At 68.1% G+C, this 20,194-nt stretch carries 22 protein-coding genes and 2 tRNA genes; 8 read left to right on the top strand and 16 right to left on the bottom strand.

The window, feature by feature from the left end; translation table 11 throughout:
• The first annotated feature begins 3 nt into the window (after positions 1-3).
• Complete coding sequence (locus tag M2317_RS00195; protein ID WP_429456201.1) at positions 4-648, top strand: FMN-binding negative transcriptional regulator; 645 nt, start codon at positions 4-6, stop codon at positions 646-648.
• The gene (locus M2317_RS00190) at positions 645-2,108 is read left to right on the top strand and encodes an amidohydrolase (RefSeq protein ID WP_429456199.1); all 1,464 of its coding nucleotides are present in this window, start codon (positions 645-647) and stop codon (positions 2,106-2,108) included. Before M2317_RS00195 ends, M2317_RS00190 begins: the two co-directional genes overlap by 4 nt.
• Before the next feature lie 47 nt (positions 2,109-2,155).
• Here the strand turns inward: M2317_RS00190 and M2317_RS00185 are convergent, their stop codons facing one another.
• Entirely contained in the window at positions 2,156-2,641 is a 486-nt protein-coding gene (locus tag M2317_RS00185) for a Dps family protein (protein WP_429456197.1), read from the bottom strand.
• A gap of 140 nt (positions 2,642-2,781) precedes the next feature.
• Between M2317_RS00185 and M2317_RS00180 the strand changes: the two genes are divergently transcribed.
• From M2317_RS00180 to M2317_RS00170, 3 genes are all read left to right on the top strand, one after another.
• Entirely contained in the window at positions 2,782-3,318 is a 537-nt protein-coding gene (locus M2317_RS00180; RefSeq protein ID WP_429456195.1) for a gamma carbonic anhydrase family protein, read from the top strand.
• Positions 3,319-3,351: 33 nt separating this feature from the next.
• A tRNA-Ile gene (locus M2317_RS00175) sits at positions 3,352-3,428 on the top strand.
• Positions 3,429-3,464: 36 nt separating this feature from the next.
• The gene (locus M2317_RS00170; protein WP_429456193.1) at positions 3,465-4,418 is read left to right on the top strand and encodes an L-lactate dehydrogenase; all 954 of its coding nucleotides are present in this window, start codon (positions 3,465-3,467) and stop codon (positions 4,416-4,418) included.
• A gap of 2 nt (positions 4,419-4,420) precedes the next feature.
• On the opposite strand, the gene M2317_RS00165 is transcribed toward M2317_RS00170, so the two are convergent.
• From M2317_RS00165 to M2317_RS00150, 4 genes are all read right to left on the bottom strand, one after another.
• Positions 4,421-4,627: a hypothetical protein gene (locus M2317_RS00165; RefSeq protein ID WP_429456192.1), complete on the bottom strand. Its 207-nt coding sequence runs from the start codon at positions 4,625-4,627 to the stop codon at positions 4,421-4,423.
• On the bottom strand, positions 4,624-4,800 hold the full coding sequence (locus tag M2317_RS00160) for a hypothetical protein (RefSeq protein ID WP_429456190.1): 177 nt from the start codon (positions 4,798-4,800) through the stop codon (positions 4,624-4,626). The genes M2317_RS00165 and M2317_RS00160 overlap by 4 nt, the downstream gene beginning before the upstream one ends.
• 94 nt (positions 4,801-4,894) lie before the next feature.
• Positions 4,895-5,128 (bottom strand): hypothetical protein, encoded by a 234-nt coding sequence (locus M2317_RS00155; RefSeq protein ID WP_429456188.1) that lies wholly within the window; start codon positions 5,126-5,128, stop codon positions 4,895-4,897.
• A gap of 59 nt (positions 5,129-5,187) precedes the next feature.
• Positions 5,188-7,185, bottom strand: coding sequence for a DUF262 domain-containing protein (locus M2317_RS00150; protein ID WP_429456186.1), 1,998 nt, complete (start codon positions 7,183-7,185; stop codon positions 5,188-5,190).
• Positions 7,186-7,360: 175 nt separating this feature from the next.
• Here M2317_RS00150 and M2317_RS00145 point away from each other — a divergent pair, with 175 nt between their 5' ends.
• Together M2317_RS00145 and M2317_RS00140 are read left to right on the top strand one after the other, a co-directional pair.
• Positions 7,361-8,134 carry a hypothetical protein gene (locus M2317_RS00145; RefSeq protein WP_429457619.1) on the top strand — a complete coding sequence of 258 codons (774 nt, stop codon included), beginning with the start codon at positions 7,361-7,363 and terminating at the stop codon, positions 8,132-8,134.
• A gap of 148 nt (positions 8,135-8,282) precedes the next feature.
• Positions 8,283-8,786 (top strand): DUF3145 domain-containing protein, encoded by a 504-nt coding sequence (locus tag M2317_RS00140; protein WP_429456185.1) that lies wholly within the window; start codon positions 8,283-8,285, stop codon positions 8,784-8,786.
• A 142-nt stretch (positions 8,787-8,928) separates the two neighbouring features.
• On the opposite strand, the gene M2317_RS00135 is transcribed toward M2317_RS00140, so the two are convergent.
• The 10 genes from M2317_RS00135 to M2317_RS00090 form a co-directional block, all read right to left on the bottom strand.
• Positions 8,929-10,164 (bottom strand): beta-ketoacyl-[acyl-carrier-protein] synthase family protein, encoded by a 1,236-nt coding sequence (locus M2317_RS00135; protein ID WP_429456183.1) that lies wholly within the window; start codon positions 10,162-10,164, stop codon positions 8,929-8,931.
• Between the two features lie 96 nt (positions 10,165-10,260).
• Entirely contained in the window at positions 10,261-10,509 is a 249-nt protein-coding gene (locus tag M2317_RS00130) for an acyl carrier protein (protein WP_017830435.1), read from the bottom strand.
• Between the two features lie 68 nt (positions 10,510-10,577).
• On the bottom strand, positions 10,578-11,579 hold the full coding sequence (locus M2317_RS00125; protein WP_429456180.1) for a beta-ketoacyl-ACP synthase III: 1,002 nt from the start codon (positions 11,577-11,579) through the stop codon (positions 10,578-10,580).
• Entirely contained in the window at positions 11,576-12,496 is a 921-nt protein-coding gene (locus tag M2317_RS00120) for an ACP S-malonyltransferase (RefSeq protein ID WP_429456178.1), read from the bottom strand. The genes M2317_RS00125 and M2317_RS00120 overlap by 4 nt, the downstream gene beginning before the upstream one ends.
• An 85-nt stretch (positions 12,497-12,581) precedes the next feature.
• Positions 12,582-13,775: a PucR family transcriptional regulator gene (locus tag M2317_RS00115; RefSeq protein WP_429457617.1), complete on the bottom strand. Its 1,194-nt coding sequence runs from the start codon at positions 13,773-13,775 to the stop codon at positions 12,582-12,584.
• 31 nt (positions 13,776-13,806) lie between these two features.
• A complete protein-coding gene (aceE, locus tag M2317_RS00110; protein WP_429456176.1) occupies positions 13,807-16,533 on the bottom strand; it encodes a pyruvate dehydrogenase (acetyl-transferring), homodimeric type in 2,727 nt (908 codons plus the stop codon).
• Positions 16,534-16,678: 145 nt separating this feature from the next.
• Positions 16,679-17,239, bottom strand: a complete 561-nt coding sequence (locus M2317_RS00105; protein WP_429456174.1) for a T6SS immunity protein Tdi1 domain-containing protein — start codon at positions 17,237-17,239, stop codon at positions 16,679-16,681.
• Positions 17,240-17,248: 9 nt separating this feature from the next.
• The gene (locus M2317_RS00100; protein WP_429456172.1) at positions 17,249-17,905 is read right to left on the bottom strand and encodes a polymorphic toxin type 15 domain-containing protein; all 657 of its coding nucleotides are present in this window, start codon (positions 17,903-17,905) and stop codon (positions 17,249-17,251) included.
• 3 nt (positions 17,906-17,908) lie between these two features.
• Positions 17,909-18,607 (bottom strand): hypothetical protein, encoded by a 699-nt coding sequence (locus tag M2317_RS00095; protein WP_429456171.1) that lies wholly within the window; start codon positions 18,605-18,607, stop codon positions 17,909-17,911.
• Positions 18,608-18,685: 78 nt separating this feature from the next.
• Positions 18,686-18,761: transfer RNA gene (locus M2317_RS00090), tRNA-Val, on the bottom strand.
• A gap of 103 nt (positions 18,762-18,864) precedes the next feature.
• Here M2317_RS00090 and M2317_RS00085 point away from each other — a divergent pair.
• On the top strand, positions 18,865-19,332 hold the full coding sequence (locus M2317_RS00085) for a hypothetical protein (protein ID WP_429456169.1): 468 nt from the start codon (positions 18,865-18,867) through the stop codon (positions 19,330-19,332).
• 2 nt (positions 19,333-19,334) lie between these two features.
• Here the strand turns inward: M2317_RS00085 and M2317_RS00080 are convergent, their stop codons facing one another.
• Positions 19,335-20,174 (bottom strand): aldo/keto reductase, encoded by an 840-nt coding sequence (locus M2317_RS00080; RefSeq protein WP_429456167.1) that lies wholly within the window; start codon positions 20,172-20,174, stop codon positions 19,335-19,337.
• Positions 20,175-20,194: the final 20 nt, after the last annotated feature.

Below are 20,194 nucleotides of genomic sequence, written 5' to 3'. Positions count from 1 at the left end.
CCCATGCGCCAGAATCCCAGCTTCACGCTCGCCGACATCGCCGAGATGAGGCGGGTGATCGACCTGAACCCGTGGGCCACAATCGTCAGTGCCGGTGACGTCGGTCTTGTCGCGTCGCACTACGTCGTGCTGCTGGACGAGGACCGCGACGACCTCACCGTGGTGGGGCACGTCGGGCGCCCCGATGACCTGATCCACGGCATGGGCGACCGCGAACTGCTGGTGGTGCTTCAGGGCCCGCACGGGTACATCTCGCCCGGATGGTACGACCCGGAGGCGGCGAGCGTGCCGACCTGGAACTACACGGCGGTGCATCTGTCCGGAGTGCCCGAGCTGCTCACGCCCGAGGAGAACCTGCAGGTGCTCGACCGGCTCGTGGAGCGATTCGAATCGCGGATGCCGGATCCTCGGCTCATGTGGGAGCGCCCGAACGATGAGGCGTTCGTGCGCCGGCTGGAGGCGGGGACGGTCGGCTTCCGTCTCACCCCGACCAGGGTGGTCGCAAAGCGCAAGCTCAGCCAGAACAAGGATGCCGCGACGATCGAGAACGTGATCGCCGAACTGCAGTCCGACGGCGTCTACGCCAACCCGGCGCTGGCCGCGGAGATGCGCAGGGCGCAGGACGCGCGCACGCAGGCGGTCTCGTGACCCGCGAGTACGTCGATGCGCTGCGCGCCGTACGCGTGGCCGGGCCAGGACGGGAGTTCCTGTTCGACGACGAACCGGTCGATGTCGTGCTCCGCGATGGTCGGATCGCCGACATCGCGCCAACCGGCGCCGTCACGCTGACGGGCGAGGTCCTGGATGCCGAAGGAGCCTGGATCCTGCCGGGACTGTGGGACGGGCATGTGCATGCGGTGCAGTGGGCGCTGGCATCGGAGCGCCGCTGGCTGGGCGATGCCGCGTCGGCGCGTGAAGCGGCCGCGCTGATGTCGACGGCACCGGTCCGGTCGGATGGACGGCGGATCGGCACCGGGTTCCGCGACGCGCTCTGGCCGGACGCACCGGACCGTCCGGTTCTGGATGCCGCGACCGGCGACGCTCCGACCTACCTCATCAACGCGGATGTGCACAGTGTCTGGCTCAACTCGACCGCACTCGCACGCGAGGGCTTCGCGTCCGTGGACGGCGTGCTGCGCGAGGAGGATGCGTTCGAGATCTCGCGCCGACTCAACGCCGTGGACCCGGTGCACGCTGACCGTGCCGTGCGCGCGGCGGCCGACCGTGCGGCGGCGCGGGGCATCACCGGCATCGTCGACTTCGACATGGCGTGGAACGCGGACGCATGGGAGCGGCGACGGGCGGAGGGCTTCGACGCGCATCGCGTCGAGTTCGCGGTCTATCCTGCGGACCTCGACCGCGCCATCTCCGATGGACTGCGGACCGGGGATGCCGTCGGCACCGGCGGCATCGTGACCGTAGGACGGCTCAAGGTCATCAGCGACGGCTCGCTCGGCACCCGCACCGCCGCCTGCTCGGAGCCGTATCCGGGCGACGGCCGCGGAGTCATGACCGTCGAACTCGCCGAACTGGTCGACCTGCTCACCCGCGCCGCGGGCGCGGGACTGGAGGCATCGGTGCATGCGATCGGCGACCGCGCCGCGGCATCCGCACTCGACGCGTTCGCACAGACCGGAGCCGCCGGCACGATCGAGCATGCGCAGCTGATCCGCCATGCGGATCTGTCGCGGATGGCGAGGCTGGGACTGACCGCAAGCGTGCAGCCGCAGCACGCGCTGGACGACCGCGAGATGGCGGCACTGCTCTGGGCCGATCAGACGGCGTTGGCCTACCCGCTGGCCTCGCTGCTGCGAGCGGGGATCCCGTTGCGCCTCGGCTCGGACGCGCCGGTGGCGCCCCTGGATCCGTGGCACGCGATCGCGGCCGCGGTGACTCGCGGGGCCGAAGGCGGCGAGCCGTGGCATCCCGACGAACGACTGAGCATCGATGAGGCGATCGCGGCGAGCGTGCGGACCTCGGTCAGACCGGGAGCCCCGGCGGACCTGGTGGTGTGCGGGGCCGATCCGCGCTCGGCGGACCGCGAGGTTCTGCGGCGCATGCCGGTGCTCGCGACGACTCTGGCCGGGCGCCTCACATATCGGGCATGACGACGAATGCCCCGGGAGGTCATCCCGGGGCATTCGGTCGACTGTGCTTACGCGGCGACGTGCGCCACGAGGAACCAGCGGTCCTTCTCGAGGCCGCGCATGATCTCGATCGCGACGTCCTGGCTGGTGAGGTCGATCTCATCGAGGCCGTCGATGGCGGCCTTGGCGTCGACCAGAATCGCGTCGATGTCGGCGACGATCGTGCGGATGATCTCGTCGGACTGCGCGAAGCCCGCGGGAACGCCGGTGTCCGGAGCCTTGGCGGCGACCGCGCTCACGCGGGCGTCGATGGGCAGGCCGAGGGCGACGATGCGCTCCGCGGCGGTGTCGGCGAAGTCGCCGGCGTGCGCGACGATCGTGTCGAGAAGCTCGTGCACGCCGATGAAGTTGGCACCGCGGACGTGCCAGTGCGCCTGCTTGCCGTTGATCGTGAGGGCCTGCAGCCCGAGGACCACCGGCGAGAGGAACTGTGCGGCGGCTGCGGCGACCGTCGGGTCGCTGGCGGTGGTGGAGATGGTCTGTGCCTTGCTCATTCTGGTTCCTCCCGGACGTCTTCTTCGTACCTGTTGAACACAACCGTACTCAGCCTCAGCCATTCCGCAAGCAAGCTGAGGCTCGGCTTACGACCCCGGAATCCCGCGGAATTCCGGGCTTCTGAGGGTAGTCTCGCCTTATGAGCATCTCGCCATCGGCATCCATCATCGCCCTCGCAGAGCGCACCCCGTCGATCGCCGACGACGTGTTCGTCGCCGACGGCGCACGCGTGGTCGGCGCCGTGACACTCGAGGCCGGCTCCAGCGTCTGGTACAACGCCGTCCTGCGCGCCGACTCGTCATCCATCACGATCGGAGCGGAGAGCAATCTGCAGGACAACGTCTCCGTGCACGTGGACAGCGGGCATCCGGTCGTCCTCGGGCGCCGGGTATCGGTCGGGCACAACGCCGTCGTGCACGGCTGCACGATCGGAGACGGCTCGCTGGTCGGAATGGGCGCCGTGGTGCTGTCCGGTGCCGTGATCGGATCCGGATGCCTCATCGCCGGCGGTGCCGTCGTCCTCGCCGGGATCGAGGTCCCGGACGGCTCGCTGGTCGCTGGGGTCCCCGCGAAGGTGCGCCGCGCGCTCACCGATGAGGAGAGAGCCGGCCTGACCGCGAACGCCGAGACGTACCTCGCGCACGTGAGGACCCACGAGTCGGCGGCCGCGCTGTGACGTGCCGCGGGCACCGATAGGCTGGTGTCCTACGGGGCCGTGGCCAAGCTGGTCAAGGCAGCGGGCTCATAACCCGACGATCGTGGGTTCAAGTCCCACCGGCCCCACCACTCGTCCTCCTTTCGCCGGACTGACAGACTGAGCGCATGGCAGTCATCGAGAACTCGAAGGTCACCGTCGTCGGCGCGGGAAGCGTCGGCTCCAGCGTGGCGTACGCCGCCCTGATCCGGGGATCGGCACGACACGTCGCGCTGTACGACATCGCGACGGAGAAAGTCGAAGCCGAGGTTCTCGATCTCGCTCACGGCACGCAGTTCACGGGCTCGAGCGACATCGTCGGCGGCAGCGACGTCTCCGTCGTGGCCGGTTCGCACGTCGTCGTGATCACGGCTGGTGCGAAGCAGAAGCCGGGGCAGACGCGCATCGAGCTCGCGGCGGTCAACGCCGGCATCATCCGCAGCATGATGCCGCAGCTGCTGGAGGTCGCACCGGACGCTGTCTACGTGATCGTCACCAATCCGTGCGACGTGCTCACGGTGCTGGCACGCGAGGCGACCGGACTCCCGCGGGAGCGGATCTTCGCGTCGGGGACCGTCCTCGACACCTCGCGGCTGCGCTGGAAGCTCGCCGAGCGGGCCGGCGTGTCGACCTCCAGCGTCCACGCGTACATCGTGGGGGAGCACGGCGACACGGAGTTCCCCCTCTGGTCGAGGACGACGATCGGCACCGTCCCGATCCTGGAGTGGGAGACGCCGGGGCACCCGCGAATGAGCAGGGAAGAGCTCGACGCGATCGCCGTCGACGTCCGGGATGCCGCGTACACGGTCATCCGCGGCAAAGGCGCGACCAACTACGCGATCGGGCTGTCCAGCGCCCGGATCATCGAGGCGATCCTCGGTGACGAGCACGCGGTGATGCCGGTGAGCACTGTGCTGGAGGATTTTCACGGCGTGGACGGGGTCGCCCTGTCCGTGCCCTCGGTCGTGAGCGCCGCGGGCGCCGTGCCGATCCGCGCGACGACCTTCTCGGATGAGGAGGCAGTGCTGCTGCACCGTTCGGCGGACGCTCTGCGAGAGGTGGCCGAGTCGCTGCGCGGGTGATCTCAGCGCTCTTCGGTGGCGTCGTTCTCGACCTGCGGTCGTCCGACGACGCCGATGCCGACTGCTTCATGGCTCGGCTCGGGTTCCGTACGGCGCGGGGCCTGCGGCTCGTCGGACGGCTCCTTCTCGGTGCTCGGCTCGATCAAGTCATCGTCGGAGGGGAGCTTCTCGCCCGACTGCTCCTCGGGCGTGCCCGGCGAGGAGGTCATGCGTCGTCGTCCGATCCGCCGGCCGCGAGCCGGTCGGCCTCTGAACTGTCCACCTGATCGGCGTCGATGTCCTCATCGAGGACCTCGTCGCCGTCGACCTCGCGGGTGACGCGGTCTTCGGCATCCGCGTCATCCGGTGTGAACGGGAAGGGTGCGGGGTAGGGGTTCGACATGATCGTCTCCTCTCGTGATGTGCTCACGGTAGGAGCGGCCGCCGGATCGGCCTACCGGGTTGACGCGCCGCACCGCGCGGAGTATCGGGGCCGGTCACAGCGGACGTGCGGTGACCGATTCCTCGCCGAGGTCCTCGCGTGCCGTGCGCAGGCACTTCGTGCACAGCAGCTCCACCGTGCGGGGATGGTTCTCGCCGCACGTGCAATCGATCGTCACCCGCCACTTCGCTCGACGGCCGCACGCGAAGTACGCATCATCATCGCCGTGATCGCATTCGCACTCGAGCGGAGAATCGCTGTTCCAGCCGAGCGCGATGTCCGCGAACATCTGCTCGAGCGGATCGGTCGATTCTCTCGAGGGCGAGAGGGCAGGAGCCTTGCGCCGCATCACATCACATCCCCGATGTAGGAGTACTTGACGAAGACCTCGGCGGCGATGCCGGACTGTTCGAGCACGCCCTGCACGGCGCTCATCATGTAGTTGGAATCCCAGCCCATGTAGAGGAAATGGGCGTCGTCGAGTTCGTCCCAGTGTCCCTTCCACGCCATCGCGTCGTAGATCGGCCCGCCGTGACGTGCACTGTAGGACAGGGCGGCGGCACGGTCGTCCGTCCAGGCCCTCCGGAACACGCGGTTGAAGAGGTACTTCACATCGCGGACGTCCCAGTGCTCGCCCCGGTACTCGACGTACGAGAACTCGCGGTCCCATCCGGCCGGCCAGCCGCGACGGCGCACGGCGTCCAGGATCGGGGTGAGGCCGTCGTCGTCGATCTCCGGCAGCTCGGGGCGCGTCCAGATGCGGACGAGCTCCTCGGTGAGTCGCACCGTGCGCTGCGTGATCGCCGCGGTGCCCCAGGCGTCCGCTTCGGCGAGAGCGCGAGTGGCGGCGACACCGCTGCGCGCATACGCGTCCCTCTGCTTGTCCGGGAACGACTCGCCGAACACGCGCTCCGCGAGCGACTGCTCCAGCAACGTGAGGTTCCCGAGCGTCGGCGCGAGGGCACGATGGCTGTTCTGCTCGTCCTCGGTCAGCTCGCTCCACGCGCGTTTCCCGTCACCGGACCAGGTGTCGCCGGGGGCGGCGGGAACGATGTGCTCGAGATCGTATTCCGCGATGTCATCGACGTCCTCGAGCCTGCCGAGTACATAGGCCGCATGCGGGAGCTCACCGTATTTGAGCACGGCGCTGACGCGTTCGTCCGACGGCGTGATGCGGGCGATCGCGCGCATGAGCGAATCGCGCCCGGCGGTCCGGGCGCGGCACAGCCGGGCGATCAGCCGGTCGGTCGGCAGGTTCACGATCGCGCGGCGCAGATACATCGCCTGCACCCGCTCCAGCGTCTCGATGAACTCGTCGCGAGGGATCAGTCCCCGGGCGTGCTCGCTGTAGGCGCTCATCACCAGCGGGTAGGCGGCACGACCGAACGTGTTCACGAACTGCAGCTGACGGCGGACGTCGGCATCCTGCTCGCGCGACGGATCCAACAGGATGCCGTAGATCTCGGCGAAGTGACGCCAGAGCGCGGCATCCGCTTCGAGGTGCGCGATGTCCACGCGAGGGAACGAGTGCCGGAAGGCGCTGTACACGCCGTGCTCGCCGTTGGCCGTGACCTCACGCCCCGTGCGCATGACGAGGTAGTGCCGCCAGAACGCGCCGATCGCCTCTCCGGTGTGCTCTTCGATGGGGAGCCAGAACCGCTCCTCGACGTCCCGCTGCTCGGCGTGCGTGAGCCCCATCAGGATGTAATTGTGGATCAGTTCGTGATCCCGCAGCGGTTCACCCGTGGAGTTCAGGCTCTCGAAGATCTGCTGCGCGTTGGCGTCGGGGCCGAGAGTGATCGAGACGTGTTCGAGTTTCTTCAGACCGCGCCAGATGCGGGGAGCCTCGTCTGCGTGCACCTGACTGCGGAAGAACGCGTAGTTGTCGTCGAACCGCGATTCGCGTTCGGCGTCGTCCCGACGGTCGAGCACGACGGTCTCGTAGAGCTCGGCCCACGCATCGTGCGGGCGCAGCTTCGTCCGGCGGGAGTCGTCGGCCCGCACGAGCACGCGCTCGAGTTCGGCGGCCATGGCCTCGTCATGCCCGCGGACGGCGTGGTGCAGTGCTGCGACCAGCAGCATCAGCGTCGTGATGCGCTGCTGACCGTCGATGAGGATCAGATCGTCAGCCGCGGCATCCTGGGCCGACAGGATCGACCCGATGAAGTGGCGGTGCGCGTCATCCTCATCGGAGACGGCTCTGACATCGGACAGCAGCCGCTCGCATGCACCGATGTCCCAGCGGTACTGCCGCTGATAGACCGGCACGACGATGGTCGTGGCGGGGGCTGCGAGCCATTCGATCGTGTGTACTGCGGTCGCTTCGACGTTGGTGGCCGTTGCCATGACTGAGTGATGCCTCCGGAGAAAGCGGGAGTCCGAGACCCGCCTGATCGAGTCTAGCCCGCGAGCATTTTGCACGGTCGAGCTCCACGGCACGCGCGGAGCTCGCTGTTAGGCTTGCCTTATCAGGGCCTGTTAAAACGTGCTGGCCCCCGATGAAAGGAACATGACTCGGATCATGGGATACATCAAGTCCGAAGCCCTCGAAGAGACCGGCTTCGTCGTCCTCGACAGCTACAACCAGGCGCTCGACCCCAAGGAATGGCTCGACATCGAGTACGTCGACTGGAAGTCCTCCGGCGACACGCGCTTCGCGCCGCTCGCGAGCGCCAAGGGCGAGATCGAATGCAACGGCTTCTGGAACCACAAGCCGCCGCGCACTGACAAGGACGGCGTCTGGATCGACGAGCAGACGGCCAAGGCCCCGAATCTCACGCGACGCGCGCAGGAACCCGGCGCCAACGTCGGCCGCTGCCGCGTGATCGAACTGCAGCCGAACACCTACGGCGAGTGCCTCTACAACCTGCACCAGGACGACAACAACCGACTGAACCCGGACGGCACAGGGTGGGTGGTTCGGGGCTTCTTCAACCTCTCGGACGACAAGGACAGCTTCTTCGTCCTGCGCGAGAACCGCACCGACCCTGCCGGTGAGGTGCGCATCGCGCTGCCGGCCGGCGCACAGCTCATCATCGACACGCAGCGTCTCTGGCACGCCGCGACGCACGTGGGCAGCGAGCCGCGCTACAACCTGATCACGTCGTGGACGTCGGGTCCTGAGCTGGACGCCTACATCGAGAAGTACAACGGAACCAGCACGCACACGCAGTTCGAGCTGCCGCAGGACGTGCTCGAGGCCGGTTACGCCGAGCAGGCCCGCAAGGATGCCGCTCGTGCCGCGTACTACGCGGCGAAGGGCCAGCAGGTCAAGCAGGCCATGAGCGAGGCCTGACCCTCCTCCGATTCGCACGAAGGCGGGAATCACATGCTTGTGATTTCCGCCTTCGTGTATGAGAATGGGCGCATAACCGCATATTCTCGCCACTTCTTCGTGAGGTTCAGGTCGTTGGGGAAGACGCACCTGATGAAACGGAGAGATCATGGCGACGGCTTACGCACGCGGAGTGGTGTACATCCACTCCGCACCTCGCGCGCTCTGCCCGCACCTCGAATGGGCGGTGGGACGCGCTATCGGTCGTGCAGTGAACTTCGACTGGGCCGAGCAGCCCGTCCTCGAAGGCTCTCGCCGTGCCGAGTTCTACTGGGACGGTCCGGTCGGAACCGGTGCCGCCCTCGCCACGGCGATCCGCGGGTGGGAGCACCTGCGCTTCGAGGTCACCGAGGATCCGACCCCGCGCAACGACGGCGGCCGATGGCTGCACACGCCTGATCTCGGCATCCACTACGCGCAGACGGATGCCGCGGGCAACATCGTGATCGGCGAGGACCGCATCCGGTACGCCATGGAGATCGCCGCCGGCAGCGCCATCGAGCTTCAGCGCGAGCTGGACGTCGCACTCGGCTCCGCCTGGGACGAAGAGCTCGAGCCGTTCCGTCACGCCAGCGACGACGCGCGCGTCGTCTGGCTGCACAAGGTCGGCTGAGCCGACGACACAGACCCGGGGCGCCTGGAGGCGTCGGTATCGGACTCCGGTGATCGGACCCGGATGCTGAGAAAGCGAATCCCGCCCCGCACGACGAAGGCCCCGATCCGGAGAACCGGACCGGGGCCGACGTCTGCGCGGATCAGCCCTCGTAGTCGGCGAACGCGGCGACCGCGTTGTGGCCGCCGAATCCGAACGAGTTGCTGATGGCGAGCTGCGGGCCATCGCCCAGTGGCTGCGGATCACCGGAGACGAGCAGGGGGATCTCCGGATCCTGCGTGGTGAGGTTGATCGTGGGCGGTGCGACGCGGTTCTGGATCGCGAGCACCGTGAAGATCGCCTCCAGCGCGCCGGTGCCGCCGAGCAGATGGCCTGTGGACGCCTTCGTCGCGGAGACCGGGACGGAATGCACGCGGTCGCCGATGACGTTCTTCAGCGCGGTGTACTCGTTCGGGTCGCCGACCGGCGTGGAAGTGGCGTGCGCGTTGACGTGGGTGATCTCGTCCGGCGTGCGTCCGGCCGCTTCCAGTGCCAGCTTCACGGCGCGGGTCGCACCCTCCGGTGCGTTGGCGGTGATGTGGTACGCGTCGGCCGTGACGCCGCCGCCGACGAGTTCGGCATAGATCTTGGCGCCGCGCGCCTTGGCGTGCTCTTCGGTCTCGAGGATGAGCACCGCGGCGCCCTCGCCCATCACGAAGCCGTCGCGGTCGACGGAGTAGGGGCGCGATGCTGTCGACGGGTCGTCATTGCGGCGCGAGAGCGCCTGCATCGACGCGAAGGACGCGATCGTGATCGGATGGATGGCCGATTCGGTGCCTCCGGCGATCACGACGTCGGCGAGGCCGGCCTGCAGGTGCTCGTACGCGTTCACGAGCGATTCGGTGCTGGACGCGCATGCGGATGCGACGGTGCGGGCGAAGGCACGGGCCGTGAAGTGCAGGGAGAGGTTGCCCGCTGCCGAGTTCGGCATGAGCATCGGGACCGTCATCGGCATGACGCGACGCGGGCCCTTCTCGCGCAGGGTGTCCCAGGCGTCGAGCAGCGTCCACACGCCGCCGATGCCGGTGGCGAAATCGACGCCGAGGCGCTCGGGGTCGACGTCCGGGGCTCCGGCGTCCTCCCACGCTTCCATGGCGGCGATCAGGGCGAACTGCGACGACGGGTCGAGGCGCTTGGCCACCGGGCGGGCGAGCACCTCTTCGGGGCGCACGATCGCTTCGGCGGCGAACGTGACCGGGAGTTCGAGCTCGGCGACCCATTCGTGCTCGAGGGTGCGGCCTCCGGACATGCCGGCGAGCAGGTTGGTCCAGTTCTCCGGGGCCGTGCCGCCGATCGCGGACGTGGCGCCGATGCCGGTGACGACGATGCGCTTGGTCATGGGGTGTGGTTCCTTCGAGCGGGAGCGGAGCAGGTGGTGCGGGGTGAGCCGGAGGATGCCACGCCCGCATGACGCGGGGGTGGCATCCGTCAGGTCTTACTCCTGGCCGGCGACGATGAAGCTGACCGCGTCACCGACGGTCTTGAGGTTCTTGACCTCGTCGTCCGGAATGGTGACGCCGAACTTCTCCTCGGCGTTGACGACGATGGTCATCATCGAGATCGAGTCGATGTCGAGGTCGTCGGTGAAGGACTTCTCGAGCGCGACCTCGGAGGCGTTGATGCCCGTCTCGTCGGTGATGAGCTCTGCGAGGCCGGCGAGGACCTCATCGTTGGTGAAAGCCATGTGGTCTTCCTCTTTCTTGCGGGTTGTTATCGGAACCGTGGAACAGTCTAGGCAACCACGGGCGCGGATCAGGGCAGGACGACGACCTGCGCCGCGAAGACGAGACCAGCACCGAAGCCGATCTGCAGCGCGAGACCGCCGGACAGCTCGGGGTGCTCGGCCATCAGACGGTGGCTTGCGAGCGGGATCGACGCGGCCGACGTGTTGCCCGTCGTCTCGATGTCGCGCGCGATGACCGTGGTCTCCGGCAGCTTCAGCTGCTTGGCGAACTCGTCGATGATGCGCATGTTCGCCTGGTGGGGGATGAAGGCGGCGAGGTCGGTCGCCTCGATGCCGGCGACGTCCAGCGCTTCGCGGGCGACCTTCGCCATCTCCCAGACGGCCCAGCGGAACACCGTGGGGCCCTCCTGGCGAAGAGTGGGCCACGGTGCCGCTCCGTCGCGGAACTCGGTGAGGGTGTGGTTCATGCCGACGGCATCCGCCTTGGATCCGTCCGAACCCCACACGGCCGGCGCGATGCCGGGGGTCTCGCTCGGGCCGATGAGTGCTGCGCCTGCGCCGTCGCCGAGCAGGAAGGAGATGCTGCGATCGGCGGGGTCGACGATGTCCGAGAGCTTCTCGGTGCCGATCACGAGTGCGTAGCGCGCAGCACCGGACTTGATCAGCGCATCGGCCTGCGCGACGGCGTAGGCGTAACCGGCGCAGGCCGCGTTGATGTCGTAGGCGGCCGCGGGGTTGGCGCCGACGCGGTCGGCGACGATCGCCGAGACCGAGGGCGACTGCTTCGGATTGCTGATCGTCGCGACGATGACGAGATCGACGTCCGCCGCATCCACGCCGCTGCGTTCGATGGCCTCGGCCGCAGCCGTCGTCGCGAGATCGATCGCGTCGGTCTCGGGCACCGCCCGTGCACGGGTGATGATGCCGGTGCGCTGGCGGATCCACTCGTCGCTCGAGTTGATCGGCTCGATGAGGTCCTCGTTCGGGACCGCGTTCTCACCGCGTGCCGCGCCGTAGGCGTAGATGCGGGTGTACGCGGGACCGGTCGCCTGCTTCAGTGTGACGCTCACGCGGCTGCTCCGTTCAGCAGCTCTGCCGCTGCATCGAGGTCTTCGGGAGTCTTGACGGCGACGGTCGGCACGCCGCGCAGACCACGCTTGGCGAGGCCCGTGAGCGCACCGGCCGGTGCCAGCTCGATCAGGCCGGTGATGCCGTGCGCGGTGAACGATGTCATGCACAGGTCCCATCGCACGGGGGACGCCACCTGGCCGACGAGGAGATCGAGTGCCTGCGCGCCGTTCGTGACGACCGAGCCGTCGCGGTTGGTCCACAGCGTCAGCGACGGATCGGATGTCTCGACGGCGGTCACGGCATCCCGCAGCGTCTCGACGGCTGACTGCATGTAGGCGGTGTGGAAGGCGCCTGCCACCTGCAGCGGGATGACGCGGGTGCCCTTGAGCGGTTCGGCGGCGAGTGCTTCCAGCGCCGGGAGGGCGCCGGCGACGACGATCTGACCGCCGCCGTTGTAGTTCGCAGGCGCGAGTTCGAGTTCGGCGAGGCGAGCGAGCAGCGCATCCTCGTCGCCGCCGAGCACCGCGCTCATGCCGGTCGGGGTCTGGGCCGCGGCATCCGCCATGACCCGACCACGGATGCCGACCAGGCGCATGCCGGTCTCGGCGTCGATCACGTCGCTGCCGACGAGGGCGGCGATCTCGCCCACGGAGTGCCCGGCGGTGCCGTCCGCGCGGCGGCCGGCACGCTTCTCGAGCTCCTGCCCCGCGATGAGCGAGGCCGCGACGATCAGCGGCTGCGCGATGCGCGTGTCACGGATGGTGTCGGCATCCGACACCGTTCCGTGCTCGACGAGATCGACCTGAGCGGCCTCGGAGTACGCCGCGAGACGCTCCGCAACGCCATCCAGTTCGAGCCAGGGGGAGAGGAAGCCGGGGGTCTGAGAGCCCTGTCCAGGGCAGGCGACGACGATCACCAGTCCAGTCTGCCAACGATCCGCCCCGGACAGTGGGGGATCTCTCACAAGATTGTGAAGATCCCTTGTGTGTGGCGTACAGCGCTCAGCGGGGTCGGCGGGGGTTCGTGCGTCTTCTGGTCGGTTCGATGGTGCCGATCGAACCGAGGATCAGCGCCGTCTGCAGGATGAGCGCTTCGCGCGGACCGGTGGCGTCCCAGCCGATGACTTCGCTGACGCGCTTGAGCCGGTAGCGGACCGTGTTCGGGTGGACGAACAGTTCCCGCGCGGTCGCTTCGAGCGAGCGGCCGTTGTCGAGGTAGCTCCACAGCGTCGTGACGAGGTCGGTGGAGTGCGCCTGAAGCGGGCGATGGATGCGTTCGATCAGCGTGTGCTTCGCGAGCGGGTCTCCGGCGAGAGCGCGCTCCGGGAGCAGGTCGTCCGCCTCGACGGGGCGGGGGGCGCCGCGCCACGCGCGGGCGACCGCGAATCCGGCGAGTGCCGCACGAGCGCTCTGTCCGGCATCCACCAGTGCCGCCACGGCGGGGCCGACGACGACGTAACCCGGACCGAACGACGGCTCGAGGCGCGTCGCGATCTCGTCGAAGGCGAGCTCGTCGTCATCGCCTTCGTGGTCGGTGTCGTGCGCGCGCCCGATGACGAGCACGAGACGCGAGCCCTGCACCCCGACCAGGACGTCGACGGCGAGCTTGCGAGCGGTGCGCCGCACCTGGTCGATGTCGAACTGCGGCGGGGTCGTCCCGACGATCACGCAGACTTCGCCGTGGCCGTGCCATCCCAGCGCTGCGATCCGGCTCGGCAGCTCCTCATCGGCCTCGCCGGTGAGGATCGAGTCGACGACGAGGGCTTCGAGGCGTGCGTCCCACAGGCCCCGCGCCTCGGCGGCACGGGCGTACACGTCCGCGGCGGCGAACGCCACGTCGCGGGAGTAGAGCAGAATCGCCTCGCGGAGATGCTCGCCCTTTCCGGCCACGCGTTCCTCGGTCACCTCGACGGTGACGCGGATGAGCTGGAGCGTCTGCTGCAGGCTCACGCTGCGCAGCAGCTCGCGCGGGGCCGCGGCGAAGATGTCCGCGGCGATCCACGGCGTCGAGGTGGGGTCGTCGTACCACTGGATGAACGAGGTGATGCCGGCCTGAGCCACCAGCCCGACCGCGGAGCGGCGGGCCGGTGGCATGTCGGCGTACCAGGGAAGGGTGTCCTCCAGGCGCTTGATCGTCACCGTCGCGATGTCACCGGAGATCCGGCGCAGCCACGCGAGCGTCGCCGTCTTGTCCATCGAAGCGGGGGACGAGCCTGTCACATCCGGCTCAGCTCTCGCCGCCGGCGTTCCCGCTCGAGCCGGCGTTGACGTTGTGCAGGTCGTACTTCGCGATCGCCTGTCCGATGACGGAGCGGTCGAGGCGCCCCTGATCGGCCAGACCCTGCAGCGCGCGGACGACCATGGACGGTCCGTCGATCTTGAAGAAACGACGCGCCGCCGCGCGGGTGTCGGCGAACCCGAAGCCGTCGGCGCCGAGCGTGTAGTAGTCGCCGGGGACCCACTTGCGGATCTGATCCTGCACCGCGTGCATGAAGTCGCTCGTCGCGACGATCGGTCCCTCGGTCGAGCCGAGCTTCCGGGTCAGATACGCGACCTGCGGCTCCTCTTCCGGGTGCAGGAAGTTGTGCTCGTCCACGGCGAGGCCGTCGCGGCGCAGCTCGGTCCAGCTGGTCACGGACCACACGTCGGCGACGACGCCCCAGTCGCTGGCCAGCAGCTCCTGGGCCTCGAGCGCCCACGGCACTCCGACGCCGGAGGCGAGCAGCTGGACGCGCGGCCCGTCGCCCTCGCCGACCGAGATGCGGTGGATTCCCTTGAGGATGCCGTCGACATCGACATCCTCCGGCTCCGCCGGCTGCTTCATCGGCTCGTTGTAGACCGTCAGGTAGTACATGACGTTCGGGTCCGAATGCGTCCCGCCGTACATGCGCTCGAGTCCGGCCTGCACGATCTGCGCGACCTCGTACCCGAAGGCCGGGTCGTACGTCACGGTCGCGGGGTTCGTGGAGGCGAGCAGCGGCGAGTGGCCGTCGGCGTGCTGGGTGCCTTCGCCGGTCAGCGTGGTGCGTCCGGCGGTGGCACCGATCACGAAGCCGCGCGCCATCTGGTCCGCGGCGGCCCAGAAGGCGTCGCCGGTGCGCTGGTAGCCGAACATCGAGTAGAAGATGTAGATCGGGATCAGCGGCTCGCCGTGTGTGGAGTACGACGTGCCAGTCGCGGTCAGCGCAGCCGTCGCACCGGCTTCGTTGATGCCGACGTGCATGATCTGGCCCTGCGGGCTCTCCTTGTAGGCGAGGAGCAGCTCACGGTCGACCGAGGTGTAGTTCTGGCCGTTCGGGTTGTAGATCTTGGCCGTCGGGAAGTACGCGTCCATGCCGAACGTGCGCGCCTCATCGGGGATGATCGGCACGATGCGCTGGCCGAAGCCCTTGACGCGCATGAGGTCCTTGAGCATGCGGACGAACGCCATCGTGGTGGCGACCTCCTGGTTGCCAGAGCCCTTCTTCAGCAGCGCGTAGTCCTTGTCCTCCGGGAGGGCGAGGTCGACGTGCGTGCTCCGGCGCTCGGGGAGGAACCCGCCGAGATCCCGGCGGCGGTCCAGCATGTACTGGATCGTCTCGTCCTGCGCGCCGGGGTGGTAGTACGGCGGGCGGTACGGGTCGGCCTCGAGCTGCGCGTCCGTGATCGGGATGTGCATCGTGTCGCGGAAGAGCTTGAGGTCGTCCAGCGTCATCTTCTTCATCTGGTGGGTCGCGTTGCGTCCCTCGAAGTGCGGGCCGAGGCCATAGCCCTTGACCGTCTTCGCCAGGATGACCGTCGGCTGGCCCTTGTGCTCCATCGCGGCCTTGTACGCGGCGTAGACCTTGCGGTAATCGTGACCGCCGCGGCGCAGGCGCCAGATGTCGTCGTCGCTGTAGCCCTCGACCAGCTTCAGTGCGCGCTCGTCGCGACCGAAGAAGTTCTCACGCACGTAGGCGCCGTTCTCGGCCTTGTACGTCTGGAAGTCGCCGTCGGGGGTGACGTTCATGAGGTTCAGCAGCGCACCATCGGTATCGCGGGCGAGCAGGTCGTCCCATTCGCGGCCCCAGACGACCTTGATGACGTTCCAGCCGGCGCCGCGGAAGTAGCTCTCCAGCTCCTGCATGATCTTGCCGTTGCCGCGGACGGGGCCGTCCAGCCGCTGCAGGTTGCAGTTGATCACGAACGTGAGGTTGTCCAGGCCCTCGTTGGCCGCGACCTGGAGCTGCCCGCGGGACTCGACCTCGTCCATCTCGCCGTCGCCGAGGAATGCCCACACGTGCGAGTCCGCCACGTCCTTGATGCCGCGGTTGGCGAGGTACTTGTTCGTCATCGCCTGGTAGATCGCGTTGATCGGACCGAGACCCATCGACACCGTGGGGAACTGCCAGAACTCCGGCATCATCCGCGGGTGGGGGTACGAGGGCAGGCCGTTCGGCGCGCCGGACTTCTCCTGGCGGAACGCGTCGAGCTGCGACTCCGTGACCCGTCCCTCGAGGAAGGCTCGGGCGTACATGCCGGGGGAGGCGTGACCCTGGTAGAAGATCTGGTCGCCGCCCGAAGGGTGGTCCTGACCGCGGAAGAAGTGGTTGTGGCCGACCTCGTACAGCGAGGCCGCCGACGCGTAGGTGGAGATGTGACCGCCGACGCCGATGCCGGGGCGCTGCGCACGGTGGACCGTGATGGCCGCGTTCCAGCGGATCCAGTGGCGGTAGCGGCGCTCGAGCTCCTCATCGCCGGGGAAGGCCGGCTCGTTCTCGGTGGCGATGGTGTTGATGTAGTCCGTGGTCGGCACCATCGGCACGCCGAGGTGCAGGTCCTTGGAGCGCTTGAGCAGGCTGAGCATGATCTCGCGCCCGCGGCCGTGGCCCTTGGCGTCGACGAGCTCGTCGAGGGACTGCTGCCATTCGCCGGTCTCTTCCGGATCGCTGTCGAGAGAGCCCTGGGAGTACGGATCCTGATCGTGGACGGTCACGGTGGAGCCTTTCGTCAAGCTGGCAGGTCTTGCCAAGGAAACGGGAAGCGACACGGGGAGCCTTGTCGGCTCTGCACAACGCGCGCCGCCAACAGCCTAGCCCTGTTCCACGACCCGGGCGCGCACCGGGCCCGACGGAGAGGGGTCAGTGACCGATGACGCCCTGGAACTCCACCATCACCTGGATCGCGGCGATCGTCTCGCGCTTGTGCAGGTTCTCGACCTTCTCGGGCCCACCGAGCGAACGCAGCGGCACGAAGGTGAACGACTGGTCGTACGGCAGCTCGCCGTGTGCCTCGACGGCCTGCGGGAAGATGTCCCAGCTGAGAGATCGGGACAGCATCGCGTTCGGCGCCAGCTTCAGCAGCTCCAGGAACGAGGTCAGCGTCTGGCTGAGGCCGGCGGCGCGCCCCTCCCGGTACTTCAGCGCCACGACCCCGACGCTCGGCTCCCAGGTGATGAGATCGGCGAGGCCGGTCACCATGATGGGGATCGCGATGCCGTCGGCCTGCGTCTTGCCGATGCAAGCCGCCAGATCTGCTTCGTAGACCGCTGGATTGATCACGCGGATGAAACCGGACGCGAAGGTGCCGTAGCCGTAGGCCTCCCACAGTTCGATCACATCGTCTGGCACTCGCGACCGATAGGCCTCGATGACGTCCGACTCGACCGGGCCGTGGGACACGAAGTCCGAAATCTCGATCATTGTCTCAACCTATATGAAGTGAATGTTCATGTAGACGGTGCTGAGGTCGACGCCCGGGTTGTTCCGGATGAACTCGATCACCGCGGCGTCGAGATCCTCGACGCGATCCTTCCACTGGCTTCCGAGAGAGGAGTTCACGTTCGCATCACCCACGCGAGGGACGTCGGTCACGTCGCCGCCGGCGATGCCGTCCAGACGGTGCAGCGCGGCCTGCGTGTCCATCCACTGGTCGACGAGACGGACAGCTGTCCCTTCGTCGAGACCCGGGTTGTCCCGCATGATCTCGAGCAGCGCTTCGTGACGCGCGGCGTCTCGCGTGAGCTCCTGCATGACGGTCGAGTCGTGGGGACGCCCGTTCCTGAGGTAGTCCAGGCGGTTGAGGACCCAATCCGCCATCGACGTGTTCTCCAGCGTGTCGATCTGCTCGTTCAGCTGATCGTTGAACTGCTCGGGACGGTGGTCGGAATTCCGGTTGAACCGCCGGATCGAGATGTCGGCATGCGTCGCATCGGCGTCGTAGCGGTCGATCGATCTGACGCCGGTCTGATTGCCCCGCGACTTCCAGCGCAGCTTCCGGGGGACGTCGGCCAGCGCCTTGAGGTTCGGCGCCGCGTCGTCGAGCGCTTTCAGGATCGGACGCGCGAGCACGTCTCCCACTCTTCCCATCGTTCAGTCTCCCGTGATGTTCAGGCCGGCGAGGTCGGTGCCGAGGCGCTCGATCAGCTCGTCGATGTCAGAGGCATGCAGGTCCAGATCGGATTCGGCCTGTTCGAGCGCCTGCAGGTCCGCGTAGAACTCGTCCGAGTCGCCCACGGCGCCTTCGACCAACGGCGCGTCCAGCGCGGCCATCACCAGACCGGGAAGCTGTTCGACCAGTGGTTCGATCACCATCGGCAGGATCTGCTCCAGGGCCTGTTCGAGGGCGATCTCGACCGCCGCGTTCAGAAGCTTCTTCTTCGCGATCAGCATCAGGCCGGATCCCGCAGCTGTGATCGGATTGGTCAGCATCGCGACCAGCGCGATCGCGGTCGTGGTGATGTCGGCGATGACCTTCACCTTCAGGCCGACGACGACGCCTGCTGCGATATCCAGTCCGACCGGTGCCGGTCCAAGCGCGTCGAGCAGCTGTTGCAGGTTGCCGGACCGATTGGAGTTCCATGCGGCCACGAAGGCCGGTCCGGCCTGTCCGCGCATCGCAGCGGCCATATCACCGTTGATCTGCCGATCAACGGCCTGGATGCGGCCCTCGAGCTCGCCGGTGAAGGTGCCGATGATGTCGCCGGCGCGGCGCAGCTCGTCCTCATCGACATCCGGCCACTCGAAGCCCAGCTTCTCCATGATCCAGATGAGTTCATTCGGCAGCATCATGCCCATGTGGGACCTCCCGCGGAGACTGTAAGACGCGGATGATCATGAACACAATGGGTAGTCCTGCCCATGCACCTGTGGTGGGCCCTGCCGGGATCGAACCGACGACATCCACGGTGTAAACGTGGCGCTCTACCAGCTGAGCTAAAGGCCCTGGTCCTGCCAGTCTAGTGGGCCCCCTGGCCGCAGCGTCGTGCACGCGGTACGTTCGTGCCAGCGCCGCGCGAACCGCCGCGTGAGGGATCGGGGGTCCTGACATGAGGGTGTTCCGCCGCAGCGCCGCGATGGGCATCGCGCTCGGCCTCATCGGCCTGGGCATCCTCGGCCTCTTCCTGACCTGGGCCACTTGGCAGGCGTGCACCGGCGACCCGACCAGCGAGCTCTGCTACGCGACAATGGGCCAGCCCGCGCACCTCGTGCCGCTCCAGATCATCTGGCTGATCGGCATCGGGCTGGCGACAGGGGGGTTCGCGGTTGCACGCTCGATCGTCGAGCGCGTGCTGTGCGTGTGCGCGCTCGCGCTGGTGATCGGGATGAACCACCTCACGGAGTACGCGTTGTGGCTCGTGATCGTGGGCGGCCATTGGGACGTCCCGCCGGGAACCGGGTACACCCAGGCGGCAGCGCTCGTCGTCGCCGGCATCCTGATCGCGATCGGAGCGCTGCTGCCGTCGCGTCCGGAGCGCCGCGCCGATGACCGCCGCGAGGCGCTTCCCGCGGCGTGAGGTCAGGACTCCTCGTGCGTGCGCGGGTCGGCGTCGAAGAGCCTGCCGTCTGGACGGCCCAGTGCCGTGATGGCCTCCACCTCGGCATCCTCGAGGACCACGGATGCCGCGGCCAGATTGCTCTGCTGGTGCTCGGGCGACGATGCCTTCGGGATCGAGACGACCTCGCGGGCGACGTGCCACGCGAGGATCGTCTGCACGGGGGTGATGCCGTGCGCTGCGGCGATCTCGATGATCACGGACTCCTGGAGCAGGTCGCTGGCGCGCCCGAGCGGGCTCCATGCCTCGGTGAGGATGCCGTGCTCGCGGTGATAGGTCACTTGCTCGGTCTGCGGGAAGTAAGGGTGCAGTTCGATCTGGTTCACCACGGGGAGCACTCCGGTCTCCCGCTCGAGGCGCTCCAGGTGCTCGGGGAGGAAGTTCGACACGCCGATCTGGCGGACCACCCCGCGCTGCTGCGCGTCCACGAGAGCGCTCCAGGCCTGCACGTACTCGTCCTGGCTCGGGTTCGGCCAGTGGATGAGGTGCAGATCGATCGCGTCGAGGCCGAGGCGATCACGGCTCTCCTCGATGCTCCACGTCGCCTGGGCGGTCGCGTGATGGCGTCCGGGAAGCTTGGAGGTCACGATCACCTCGGAGCGTGGAGTCGCCGCATCCGCGACTCCGCGTCCGACGGCGCCCTCGTTCTCGTAGTTGAACGCGGAGTCGACGAGCCGGTACCCGCCATCGATTCCCGCCGAGACGGCGGCTGCACCTCGGGCGCCCCTCAGGCCGTACGTGCCGAGGCCGATCGCGGGCAGAGCGAAGCCGTTGTGGGCGGTGAACGTGGGCAGCGAGGTCATCGGATCTCCTTCGTCGAACG

Origin of the sequence: Microbacterium sp. ZKA21 (assembly GCF_050434165.1) — a bacterium.
Taxonomy (GTDB): Bacteria; Actinomycetota; Actinomycetes; order Actinomycetales; family Microbacteriaceae; genus Microbacterium.
The sequence above is the reverse complement of the archived record's forward strand: the minus strand, read 5'-3'. Positions and strand labels throughout refer to the sequence as shown.